This window comes from Streptoverticillium reticulum (genome assembly GCF_047456005.1).
GTDB classification, from domain to species: Bacteria; Actinomycetota; Actinomycetes; order Streptomycetales; family Streptomycetaceae; genus Streptomyces; species Streptomyces reticulum.
Genome location: NZ_CP179755.1, coordinates 466,790 through 478,350, shown reverse-complemented (window position 1 = coordinate 478,350; position 11,561 = coordinate 466,790). Strand labels below are relative to the sequence as shown.

Sequence of the window (11,561 nt, the reverse complement as noted above, 5' to 3'; positions counted from 1 at the left end):
GTCTCCATGGTACGGGTCGTGAAGTCGTCGGTCACTGGATCGCGCGATGCCCGTGCGACACCCGTGCGATGCTCTGACCATGTATGTTGTTCGGGCCCTGGCCGCCCTGAAGCGTCTCCACAGGCTGGACTGGCTGGCCGGGGGAATCCTGCTCTGCGGTCTGCTGTGCCTCGCCGGGGGCGCGCTGCCCACGGAGCACGCGCGGGACGCGATGGAGCGAATAGCCCCGTTGCTGGCATTTCTCGGCACCGTGATCGTCCTGGCCGAACTGGCCGGGCGCGCCGGTGTGTTCGACGTGGTGGCGACGGGCGTGGCCCGCGCGGGCCGGGGCAGCTACGGCGTGCTGTTCGTGCTGTGCGTGGTGTTCGCCTCGGTGACCACGATGACGCTCAACCTGGACACGACGGCGGTGCTGCTGACCCCGGTCATGCTGGCGCTGGCCTCGCGGGTGGGGATCGCGGCGGTGCCGCTGGCCATGACCACGGTGTGGCTGGCGAACACCGCGAGCCTGCTGCTGCCCGTGTCCAACCTGACCAATCTGCTGGCCGCGGACCGGGTGGCGCTCACCCCCCTGGGCCTGGCCGCCCGGATGTGGGCACCCCAACTCGCCGTGATCGCCGTGACCATGGGCTGCCTGTGGCTGTTCTACTGGCGGCCCGGCAGACGGGGGGCGCAGATCTACGTGCCGCCGGAGCCGTACCGGCCCGCCGACCGGGTGGTGTTCCGGGTGTGCGGGGCGGCCTGCGCCGCTTTCCTGCTGGTGCTCCTGCTCGACGTCGTCCCGCTGTGGGCGGCGTCCGCCTCGGCCGCCGCGGTCGTGGTCGCGGTGTACGCGGTGCGGCAGCGCGCGGCGCTGCGCCTGTCCCTGGTTCCGTGGCGGCTGCTGGTCCTCGTTCCGGGGCTGTTCCTGGTCGTGGAGACGCTCGACGTCCACGGACTGCACCACGTGCTGTCCGCGGCGGTGGGTTCCGACGGCGGGCTGTTCGGCATGTTCCGGGCCGGGGCGGTCGGCGGAGGCATGTCCAACGCACTGAACAACCTGCCCGTCTACCTGGCCGGCGAGTCCGCCGTCCCGGTGGCCAACCACGACCAGCTGTTGGCGCTGCTGATCGGCACCAACGCGGGCCCGGTGATCACCCCGTGGGCGTCGCTGGCCGCCCTGCTGTGGTTCGAGCGCTGCCGGGCCCAGGGGGTGGAGGTGCCGCTGGGACGGTTCATGGGCACGGGTGCGGTGCTCGGGGTGGGGGCGGTGCTGGCGGGCACGGTGGCGCTGGCGGTGGTGCGATAGCGCCCCGAAGGGGCGCGGGGAACTGCGCGATCGGCCACGACGCGCCCGCAGTCGAGGATCTCGGGGCTTCGCCCCGGACCCCTGGAGGCGGTGCGTCGGCTGCGGGCCGTCGGTGGCTGGTCGCGCCACGCGGCGGAGCCGCATATGTCAACAGCCCCGCGCCCCTACGGGGCGCCTGGTCAGGCGACCACCAGTCCGCTCGGGGAGGCGGCCAGCCCCAGGGGAGCGCTGCCGACGACCTTCAGCGTCCTCGCGTCGATGGCGTCGACCGTGCTGGAAGCGTTCGTGGACACCCAGACCGTGTCGCCGACGGCCGTGATGCCCGTCGGGACGTGGGCCACGCGCACCGTGGCGATCAGCCGGTGGGTGCGGGCGTCGAGCACGGTCACGGTGTCGTCGTTGGCGCCCGTGACGTAGACGCGCGAGCCGTCCGGGCTCACGGCGACCTGCCAGGGGGCCTTGCCGACGCGGATGCGTTCGCCGGTCCGCAGGCCTGCGGCGTCGACGACCGACAGGGTGTTCTGGAGGGTGTTGACGACGTAGACGTGCTGCCCGTCCGGGTGCACGGCCACGCCGTTGGCCTGTGCCTGGTCGGTCAACGTGTGCCGGACCTCGCCCTGTTCGGCGTCCATCACGGACAGGCCGTCGGAGCAGGTCACGTAGAGCGTCCGCCCGTCCGGGCCGGGGGCCACGCAGCGCGGTGCGAGACCGGTCTCCCAGGTGTCGCTGAGTTTGTCGGAGCCGGTGTCGACGACCGAGAGGGAGCGCGATCCGTCGGTTCCGGTGGCCGGGCCGGTGGCGGCGACGTAGAGGTACGCGCCGTCCGGGGAGACCGCCACCCCGTGCGGGAAGAGGCCGACGGAGACGGTGGTGACGATGCGGCCCTTCGCGGTGTCCAGGACGGAGACGTTGCCGGCGCCGGAGTTGCTGATGTAGACCTTGCTGCCGTCGGGGGTCCTGGCCGCGCCGAAGGGGTTGGTGCCGGCGTAGATGCTGGCGACGAGTTTGTGGCTCGCCGGGTCGACGACGGAGATGGTGTTGCTGACGATGCATGCCGTGTAGACGTGCGGGCCCGTGCGCGGGGCGTTCCTGGGCGCCGCGTCCTGGGTGCCGGGGAAATCGGTTCCCGCGGTGCCGTGCGGGAAGTCGCCCCTGTGCGTGGTGGCGTTCTCGACGATGCGGCTCTTGGTGTACCGGGGGACGGCGCCGATGAGGCTCTTCGTTCTGCTGTGCGGTGCCGGAGCAGGTGTGGATCTCGTACGTGCGTCCGGTTCCTCCTGGTGCGGCGGGCTCTGGTCCTCGCCCGGGATGGTCGCCGGGGGCAGCGTGGCGACGTTGTACTCCGCGTCCCAGAACCGGTCCCTGGTCGGCGGCAGGGGCGGGAAGGCGCGGTCGCCGGGCAGGCCGAGTGCGGAGGTGAGGTCGCCGAAGGTCCGGCGTCTCCAGTCGCTGATGTTCGGCTCGCGTACTCCGGTGAGGCGCTCCAGGAAGCGCAGGACGGAGGTGTGGTCGAAGGGCTCGCTCGCCACGAATCCGCCCTGGGTCCACGGCGAGACGATGATGCACGGCACCCGGATGCCGCCCCCGATGGGCTGTCCGCCGACGAACTCGTCCGGCGTGCCCTGCGGCGGCAGCGGCGGGACCACGTGGTCGAACAGGCCGTCGTTCTCGTCGTAGTTGATGATGAACACGGTCTTGCGCCAGACGTCCGGGTTCGCGGCGACGGCGTCCAGCAGCCCGGCGAGGTAGTCGGCACCGGCTGCGGGGAGGTAGTCCGGGTGCTCGCACTGAGGGGACGTGGGGATGATCCAGGACACGGTGGGCAGCTGCCCGGCCCGTGCATCGCGTTCGAACGCACCGGCCGGGCCGATGGTCAGGCCGTGCTCGTAGAGCGGATCCCCGGGCCGGGCGTCCTGGAAGGCCTGGAAGAACTCCAGGGGGTTGCAGCCGTAGTCGTCCTCCTCCTGGTAGACGTGCCAGGACACGCCCGCCTTGGTCAGCCGCTCGGGGTAGGTCGTCCAGCGGAAGGGCGACGGGATCGAGTTGCTGATGACGGGCCCGCCGTGCCGCCCGTTCGGGTCGATCGTGCCCGTCCAGTGGTAGAGCCGGTTGGGCCAGGTCGGGCCGAGGACCGAACAGTGGTAGGCGTCGCAGAGGGTGAAGGACTCGGCCAGCGCGAAGTGGAACGGGATGTCCTCGCGCCGGTAATAGCCCATGGTGTACGGGCCGTTGTGTTCGCCGTCGGCCTTGCGGTGCGCGGGGAGCCAGTTGTCCATGCGGCCGCCGTTGACCGCGCTGTGCTGCACCGTCCACGCGTGGCTCGTCGAGGGGATGGCCTGCGAGCTGGTGTTGAGGGTGTCGAGGTGGAAGGGCAGCAGGTAGCCGTCGGGGTTGGCCGGGTCCGGCTGGTAGAAGACGGAGCGCCCGCCGGGCAGGGTCACGGCGTGCGGGTCGTCGAAGCCCCGGACCCCGCGCATCGTGCCGAAGTAGTGGTCGAACGACCGGTTCTCCTGCATCAGGATCACGACGTGCTCGATGTCGTCCAGCTTCTCCAGCCGTCTGGGCGCGTCCGCCATGGCACGTCTCAGATTGGGCGGGAGCAGGGCGAGTGCGGCGGCGAGGCCGCCGCCGCCCAGTGTCGATGTGAGCAGCCGACGACGGGAGAGCTCGGTCATGGTCCACCTCGGTGCCGGGATCGGGAACGCGCGCCAGCACACACCACGCAGCTCTCAGGCACAAGAGGGCACACGCGTCCCATAGGCCTGTGGCTCAGGGCGACTTGTGGTGGATGCAGCAGCGTGCATGGTGTGCAGCGCCGGGCGGAGAGCTTGCGTCAGCGGGGCCACTTCTCCGGAGTGCTGCTGGTGGTCACGTGGCAGACGGCGGGCTTTCCGGGGCCGGGGGACTTCCCCTCGGCGACGACGCGGATTCCGTCCAGCAGGATGCGGCAGGAGGCGGTCGCGTCCCCGGTCGGGGTGATCTCGACACGGGCCTCTTCGCCGGTGATGACGGTGACCTGCGTGCTCCAGGGGAGTGAGGTCGTTCCCAGCCGTTCGATCTTGTGCCCGGGCTTGGTCCTGTCGGGGTTGTGCCGGTAGCCGAGGGCAGTGGCCTGCGGTTCGCCGCCGGTGGAAGCGGCCTCGTAGGTGAGGTCCCAGGCGTTCCCGCCCCGCCACTCCTTGATCTTGGTGATGTTGCTCTTGCCCCAGAGCAACCCGCCGGCTATGAGGGTGACGATCGCCACGAAGGCGATCACGAAAAAGGTGCCGCCCCGGGTGCGGCGAGATGACTGGTGCGGGGATGCCATGGTGACCTCGGCCTGTTTCTGTGCTGAACGCTCAACCGTGCCGCGTGGTGCTGTCTGCGGTGCCGCAGGCGGCTTCTTCACTCTCCGTGTCACCGTACCCGGGGTCATCACGGCGAGTGATCGTCCTGTTGGCCGGTCTCCTGCTCCCCCTCCGGTCGCATCCTTCCCTCCGTGGAGGACGGCCCAAGGGTGGGGAGGCTTCAACTTTCGTATCGCTCCTTCAGTGATCGCCACACGTGATCACCACACAGTGATCACCACGCAGCGTTCCCGCGTGTTCGTCAGGACTTCATCCGGCAGCAGTTGACCAGGCCGAGCAGGTGCGGCATGTCCTCCGGCCGCCCGGCGACGAAGCTGCGGTCGGTGTCCGGGCCGATGGCACCGCCGCGGAACGGCCCCCCGTCCAGGGTGCGGATCTCCACCCCCGCCTCCATGGCGAGCAGCGCCCCGGCCGGCAGGTCGACGGCCTCCGCGCGGTAGCCGACGAACCCGTCGATGTCGCCGCGGGCCAGCATGGACCACGTCAGCAAAGGGGCCCACAGCTGCAGCAGCCGCCGGGAGTTGCGTTCGAGGCCTGTTTTGAGCGCGCGCGCCCGGGGGTCGTCGCGGGCCACCCCGTACCCCTGGGTCCAGCCCAGCAGGGGCCCGGCGGGCGAGGGCGTGCGGGAGGCGACCCGCAGGGGGCCGTGCGGCCCCCGGGCCCCGCAGCCGTGCAGCGCGGACCACGTCCTGCCGGTGACCGGATCGTGCACCACGCCGACGACGGGCACATCGCCCGCGCACAGGGCGATGCCGACGACGCAGGCGGTCAGCCCGATGGCCACGTTGTTGGTGCCGTCCAGCGGATCCACCAGCCACGTACGGCCGTTGGCGGCGGCGCCGGCCAGCTCCCCGGCCTCCTCGGCGAGGATCCGGTCGTGCGGGAAACCCGCCCGGATCCGCTGCACGATGACGTCCTCGGCCATGGTGTCCAGATCGGTGACGACGTCCCCGAGAGACCCCTTGGACCTGACCGCGTACTGCTCGGAGGCCTCGCCCCGGAGGTGCGCGCGCAGCAGCGCGCCGGCCTCGCGCGCGGCGCCCACCGCCAGCCGGTGCTCGGCGGCGAAGCGGGATGCAGGCAGTGGCAGGTCCTGCGCGTCATCGGCGGTGAGGAGCATGGATCCTCCTGAGGACGGAGCCCGCGGTGCGGGCGGACTGCTCGGCGTCGCACTGCTGTCGTACCACCCGGTGCCCCGCACCATGCAACGGCCCGAGGGAGAGGTCACGGCCGCCCGGCCGGGAGCAGCCCAGCAGCACGGTCGCGGCGCTCCGGCCGGACACGAGGGTGGTGTGGAACTCCCCGGCGGGAAGGGTGTAGACCTCTCCGGCGCCACTGGTCTGCGCCACGCCCGGCTCGTACGCCACCAGGCGGGGCGTCGGCCGGAGTTCGTCGACTCCCGCGGGATCGCTGACGATCTCGAAGACGCGGTGCGTGGGCCGCTCCTGATGACCCGTCACCCGCACCGGAACATTGACCACTTGCCCGTACAGCACACAACTGGTCAGGTCCCAGCTGTGGGCATGCACCTGCGACGTGGTCAGCGCGGATGCCGTCCCCTGCATCCCCTGCATCCCATACGTCTCGTGCGCGTCGGCCCCGAAGACGTGGATGCAGACGCCGCAGCCGCCCTCGCGCTCCACGGGAAAGCAGAGGAAGCCCAGGGGATGCCGGACGGCGCGCATCTCCCGCCGCCCGGCGGCGATGTCACCGAGCACGGAACGGGCGGCCCGGAGCAGCGGTCCCGTACCGCAGCGGCCGTCCGCTGCCTGCTCGAAGAGCCGGTGGTCCACTGATCGGTCGTCCACGGCGCCTCCCGCTGCGCAGGTCACCTCCGGTAGGGGTTCTCCGCATGCAGCGCCTTGTCGATGATCTCGCCCACGTCCGGGTCGGAGAAGGCCGTGGGCAGGGCCAGTCCGATGCTCTCGAAGAGCCGGTGGGCCTCGTCGACGGTGGGCTCCTCGCTCAGCGGCTCGGCGTGGCGCAGATCGACGGTGGCCGCCTGCTCCCGGCTCTGGTGGAGCTCGGTGACGTAGTAGTCGTACAGTGGCCGGTCGCGCTCCACCAGCAGATTGGCCCGTCTCGGATCGTCCTGCGTGATGATGAGGCACGAGTCGGACAGATCGAACCGCAGCGTCGGAACGCCCGAGGACAGATAGACCTCGGCCTCCAGGGTGTCCAGCCGCTGCCGGTACCAGCAGACGGCGAGCACCGTGGCGAAGGCCTCCTTCCGGGCCCGGTCGACGCTCCAGGGGTCGGACGGCAGGAAGTCCAGCCGGTGGGCGAAGGTCTGCCGGAACCGCGCGTACGCCGCGCACGCCCGCTCGTCGGCCGGATTCACGATGTCGATCTTCATGGACAGGGGGCGGCGGTGGATCCGGGCCTGCTGCACGCAGACCGGCAGGGTCACCGCCCGCAGGTACGTCCCCGTCCCGCCCTTGAACACCCAGCGCTCGGTGGTCTGCCGGGCCCGGTCCAGCGCCCGTTCCAGATCGCCGCCCGACAGCGACTTCACCATGACCAGGTCCTCGATCGCCCGCTGCGCCCCGGTCGTGGCCTCGCGGATGTCGGCCATCCGGTGCCGCCGCTCGGCGAGGTTCCCGTAGACCAGCGCGCCGAGCACCAGCAGGGTCGCCCCGGAGCCTATGCCCGGCCCGAGATGGTGATCGAAGATCTCCATCAGGCCGATGACCAGGGCCGCGCCCATCGCGACGACCGCGTCCAGGTTCTTGATGGTCCAGGCGACGGCATTCTCGACCCGCCGACCGGTCCCGCCGTTTCCGACTGTCAACGTCAACAACCCTTCCCCCGGTAGGACTTCATCGTAGGAGGGGGCGGAGGGGAGGGGATAGGGAGCAAGGCATGCGAGGGATCAGGAAGAGCCCTTGCGCGCGGTGACGTAGCTGAACGGCGTGGAGACCCCGGCGCTGTGGTGGCCTGCGGCCGCGAGCGCCATCGCCAGCCGCTCGCGGGGCTTGAGGTCCAGGCCTGCGGTGGCGTGCAGGGCGCCGAGCGCGAACTCGCCCCCGCACCCCACGGCGGCGTATCCGTCGGCGGGTTCGGCTGTCTGGTAGTCGTCGTAGACGGCGAACAGGCGGCCGTGGACGCCGACGAGGAACGTCCCGGCCTGCTCCTGCTCGGAGTCCTTGCGCGCCCAGCCGCCGTCCTTGTGCCCCGCGCGCCGGAGGCGATGCGCTCTGGGCGGCCAGGACGTCTGCGGCCGGTACGTGGCGGACCCGGTCGGGTGACGCGCCCAGCTCCCGGAACAGGCGCCGGGACAGCGAAAGACTCTGGTCCCGTGTGGCCACGAAACCGGCCCCGCTGGAGGAGGCCGCCCGGTGGATCATCCCGCGAGTGAGCGGGGAGGCGAGCATGTTGGTGAGGGGCGGTGACATTCAGGAACAGGCAGTCCTCGGACGGAGGCGGCAACTCCACCGATGATGCTGCCCCGCCTATGTGATCCGACGCGACAGCAGGGCCGGCGGCTGCCGCCACAGCCGCAAGGGCGCCTGCCGCAACTGCCCCGGCCAGCACACTGCGCCGGCTCAACGGCCGCTCTACCACCGGCGCGGCGCCGACGCCGGCGGCCGCCCCCGTTGGCCGCCACGGCGGGCCCGGCGCCGACGGCCCGGGCGGGCAGGCCGCTGCCCGTCCCACCGGCCCCGGGCCGCCTGCCGTTGCCACGGCACACCGCACGGCCTGCCCCGCTGCGCGCTCAGGCGGCGGCAGCCCCGAACCACCGGGACAGCCCGCCGAGCAGATCCTCCTGATCCTCACCGACCCACGCCACGTGGCCGTCAGGCCGCAGCAGCACTGCGGGCACGTCCAGTTCCTCGGCGGCGTCGACGACATGGTCGACGCGGTCGGCCCAGCCCTCCACCGAGAGCCGGCCGGTCCGGTCGAGCAGCAGCCCTCGGCCGCCGTGCATCAGCTCGTAGAGGCGCCCCTGCTCCAGCTTCATGTCCGTTATCCGCCGGCCGAGCAGGTCGTGACCCTCGCCGAAGTCGTAACGGACCCCGAGAGCCGTGATCTTCTCGGTGAGGTAACGGTTCACCTCCTCGAAGTCCATCAGTTCCGACACCAGTCGGCGCACCGCCTGGGCACCCGGCTCGGTGGACATCAGGTGCATCTGCGCGCGGGTGTTGTCCAGCACGTCGGCGGCCACCGGGTGCCGTTCTGCCTGGTAGGTGTCCAACAGCCCCTCCGGGGCCCAGCCGTCGACCTCGGCGGCCAGCTTCCAGCCGAGGTTGAACGCGTCCTGGACGCCGAGGTTGAGGCCCTGCCCACCGGTCGGCGGGTGGATGTGCGCGGCGTCACCGGCCAGCAGCACCCGGCCGGCGCGGTAGCGCTCGGCCTGCCGGGTGGCGTCGCCGAACCGGGACAGCCAGCGCGGCGAATGCACGCCGAAATCGGTGCCGGCGACCGCCCGCAGCTGCTTCTTGAACTCGTCGAGCGTCGGCGGGACCGTGCGGTCCTCGGCCAGCCCGTCGGCGGGCACGACGACGCGGTACACCCCCTCCCCGAAGGGCCCGAGGCCGAACCGCTTCTGCGTCTTGCGGACTTCGGCCACCACCTCGGCCACCGTCTCCGGGGAGACGCCCACCTCCATCTCGCCCAGCAGCGTCTCGACCCTGGTGGGCTCCCCGGGGAAGCCGATACCGAGCAGCTTGCGCACCGTGCTGCGGCCGCCGTCGCAGCCGACGAGGTAGCGCGAGCGCAGCCGCGTGCCGTCGGTCAGCTCGGCGGTCACCCCGTCCTCGTCCTGGCTCAGCCCGGCCAGCGTGCAGCCGCGCCGGATCTCGGCGCCGAGCTCGGTGGCCCGCTCGGCCAGCAGGCGGTCGGTGACGGGCTGCGGGATGCCCAGGACGTAGGAGTGGGTGGTGTCCAGCTCGGGCGCGGGCTTGGGAATGGCTGCGAAGAAGCCCACGTTGAGCGGGTACTGCCGGCCGTTCTCGAGGAACCGCTCCAGCAGCCCGCGCTGGTCCATCACTTCGATGCTGCGCACGTGCAGACCGAGCGCGCGCACGAACGGGGTCGGCTCGGTCTCCTTCTCCAGCACGACCACGTGCACGCCGTGCAGCCGCAACTCGCTTGCCAGCATGAGGCCGGTCGGTCCGCTGCCGACCACGATGACGTCGATCACAAAATCCCCCATTGAACAGGTTGAACGCGGGCCAGCCGCTCTGCGCGTTTCTGGCCTCGGCCGGAGATTCTGCGTCATGACCGGGGCCTTGTGGCAAGGCCCCCAATGCGCTATATCTTAAGAGTGGCAAGGAGTGGTCGTACTCCTTGCCTTTGTCGTTTCTGCGGCAGGTCGGGCGGCCGGACCGGCATCACTTCATCACTTCACCCACCCAGCAAACATGCAGGTCAGATGGGGGTAGCTCCCTTTGGGAGGCCCCTCATCCGACGGCCTGCGATCGACAGCTCGTTGAGCAGGCAGTCTGGGACGTCGAGACCGCATACGGCATCCGCACCCCGACCGCCCCGGACGCCGACATCCCGAAGGGCACCGTGGACCCGAAGTCCGCCGGCATCCTCTTCGCTCATCCAGTGCTGTGACCGGGATGGTTCACCGTGATCGGAAGGCGGCTCGCGGGACGGGCGCACGCGAAACGGCTGGTATTACTGGGGCATGCAGGAAGAGATTGCACGCTCCGCGATCGACACGTTCATCTCCGCGTTCAACGCCTCGGACGACAGCTATGTGACTGCGCTGCTCTCCCAGGCTCTGACTTCGGACGTGGTCTTCTGGGGGCCGTTGGGTCGCAGCGAAGGAATCGCGGCGGTCGAGCGGTTCGTGCTGGACATCCGGCGCCACCCGGCGGGGACCGGCACGATGGTGCGCTGCTCGGCGGTGGACATGCCTGACGAGTGGGCCCGGTACCAGTGGGTCTTCACCACGCCGGATGGAGGTCCCCGCCTGGCGGGAACGGACGTCGTCCATCTGCGGCGAAGCCTCATCGACCAGGTCATCGTCTTTGCGGGGGAGATCAAACCGTCAGCCTCCTGAATCATCCTTCTGTCGCTGCCCTTCTCCTGAACGTGCCTCCTTCGGCGTTCGGGGGCTGCGGTTCGCGGCTGGTCGGGTGGCGGTGTTGAGGGGGTGTCCGCCCCAGCGGATGCCCTTCTCGCTGCGGACGCGGGCGCGTTCCTTGCGTTGGGCGGTGAGTAGTCGGGGTGACGGGCGTTGGTATTGCGCCAGCGCAAGTAGCGGTGCAGTGCCTGGGTTTGCGCGGGGTGGCTGCGGTGGTGTGGGCGGAGAGGTGGTCCAGGATGATGGAGACCGGGGCGCCGTCGAGTCGGGCGGTGCGGATCGATTTGAGCGCGGCTGCCAGGGTGTTGGCGGTGCCCTTGCGACGCCGGTTGACGCCCCACAGGCGGCCGTCGCCCACGGAGTAGCAGCCGTGGAAGCAGGTGACGCCGTGAGTGCGGCGGTAGGTCGCTGGCAGCCGGTTTGGCTTGCCCTGTTTCGCCCACCTGCTCGATCCGGTCGAGCTTGGCGTCGCGATCAGGGTCGGGCGACTCCTTCCCGGTCTTGGTGCGCTGGAAGGTGATGTTGAAGCGGTGGATCACATCGCGCACGGTGTCCTCGTCGGCCTGGACCAGCTGGGCGATCACCGGCACCCGGTTCCGCCCGCCGAGGCGAGCAGCATCATCGCGCGCCGGTAGCGCCCCGAACTCGTGCTGCCCCTGCGCATGATCTGCTGCAGCTTCTGCCCCTCCTGGTCGGTCAGTCTGACACGGACAGGCTCGGCCACCGGGCCTCCAGCGATCGGATCGGACGTCGCCGCACATCCAACCGCCACGACCGCCAACCCGGTGAACCTATGCGGTCACAGCACTACTAGCCGACATCCGGCAGGGGTGGGCAACTGCACCTCTCACCGTCGGCGAGCGCAGGCCCTCGTCCCGAGGTACGGCGC

9 protein-coding genes and 2 pseudogenes are annotated in these 11,561 nt (G+C 70.9%); 2 read left to right on the top strand and 9 right to left on the bottom strand.

Annotation, left to right across the window (positions count from 1 at the left end):
* The first annotated feature begins 79 nt into the window (after window positions 1-79).
* On the top strand, window positions 80-1,288 hold the full coding sequence (locus ACMATS_RS02190; protein WP_414166652.1) for an SLC13 family permease: 1,209 nt from the start codon (window positions 80-82) through the stop codon (window positions 1,286-1,288).
* A gap of 179 nt (window positions 1,289-1,467) precedes the next feature.
* Here the strand turns inward: ACMATS_RS02190 and ACMATS_RS02185 are convergent, their stop codons facing one another.
* The 8 genes and pseudogenes from ACMATS_RS02185 to rox all read right to left on the bottom strand — a co-directional run bounded on the left by ACMATS_RS02185 (window position 1,468) and on the right by rox (window position 9,778).
* Complete coding sequence (locus ACMATS_RS02185) at window positions 1,468-2,280, bottom strand: beta-propeller fold lactonase family protein (RefSeq protein ID WP_414170638.1); 813 nt, start codon at window positions 2,278-2,280, stop codon at window positions 1,468-1,470.
* A 261-nt stretch (window positions 2,281-2,541) separates the two neighbouring features.
* Window positions 2,542-3,963 (bottom strand): annotated as a pseudogene (locus tag ACMATS_RS02180) (alkaline phosphatase family protein); the annotation flags it as partial.
* A 158-nt stretch (window positions 3,964-4,121) separates the two neighbouring features.
* The gene (locus ACMATS_RS02175) at window positions 4,122-4,595 is read right to left on the bottom strand and encodes a hypothetical protein (RefSeq protein WP_414166651.1); all 474 of its coding nucleotides are present in this window, start codon (window positions 4,593-4,595) and stop codon (window positions 4,122-4,124) included.
* A gap of 281 nt (window positions 4,596-4,876) precedes the next feature.
* Entirely contained in the window at window positions 4,877-5,755 is an 879-nt protein-coding gene (locus ACMATS_RS02170) for an inositol monophosphatase family protein (protein ID WP_414166650.1), read from the bottom strand.
* Window positions 5,736-6,443, bottom strand: coding sequence for a hypothetical protein (locus ACMATS_RS02165; protein WP_414166649.1), 708 nt, complete (start codon window positions 6,441-6,443; stop codon window positions 5,736-5,738). The genes ACMATS_RS02170 and ACMATS_RS02165 overlap by 20 nt, the downstream gene beginning before the upstream one ends.
* A gap of 20 nt (window positions 6,444-6,463) precedes the next feature.
* On the bottom strand, window positions 6,464-7,432 hold the full coding sequence (locus ACMATS_RS02160) for a hypothetical protein (protein ID WP_390780551.1): 969 nt from the start codon (window positions 7,430-7,432) through the stop codon (window positions 6,464-6,466).
* A gap of 75 nt (window positions 7,433-7,507) precedes the next feature.
* Complete coding sequence (locus ACMATS_RS02155) at window positions 7,508-7,672, bottom strand: hypothetical protein (RefSeq protein WP_414166648.1); 165 nt, start codon at window positions 7,670-7,672, stop codon at window positions 7,508-7,510.
* Window positions 7,673-8,350: 678 nt separating this feature from the next.
* Window positions 8,351-9,778, bottom strand: a complete 1,428-nt coding sequence (gene rox, locus ACMATS_RS02150; RefSeq protein ID WP_414166647.1) for a rifampin monooxygenase — start codon at window positions 9,776-9,778, stop codon at window positions 8,351-8,353.
* Between the two features lie 492 nt (window positions 9,779-10,270).
* Between rox and ACMATS_RS02145 the strand changes: the two genes are divergently transcribed.
* Entirely contained in the window at window positions 10,271-10,648 is a 378-nt protein-coding gene (locus tag ACMATS_RS02145; RefSeq protein ID WP_414166646.1) for a nuclear transport factor 2 family protein, read from the top strand.
* Between the two features lie 78 nt (window positions 10,649-10,726).
* Here the strand turns inward: ACMATS_RS02145 and ACMATS_RS02140 are convergent.
* A pseudogene (locus tag ACMATS_RS02140) lies at window positions 10,727-11,396 on the bottom strand (IS630 family transposase); the annotation flags it as partial.
* Between the last annotated feature and the right edge of the window lie 165 nt (window positions 11,397-11,561).

Coding starts and splice junctions, on each gene's coding strand:
- ACMATS_RS02175 (WP_414166651.1), bottom strand. CDS start 4,595: ATGGCATCCCCGCACCAGTCATCTCGCCGCACCCGGGGCGGCACCTTT.
- ACMATS_RS02170 (WP_414166650.1), bottom strand. CDS start 5,755: ATGCTCCTCACCGCCGATGACGCGCAGGACCTGCCACTGCCTGCATCC.
- ACMATS_RS02190 (WP_414166652.1), top strand. CDS start 80: ATGTATGTTGTTCGGGCCCTGGCCGCCCTGAAGCGTCTCCACAGGCTG.
- ACMATS_RS02145 (WP_414166646.1), top strand. CDS start 10,271: ATGCAGGAAGAGATTGCACGCTCCGCGATCGACACGTTCATCTCCGCG.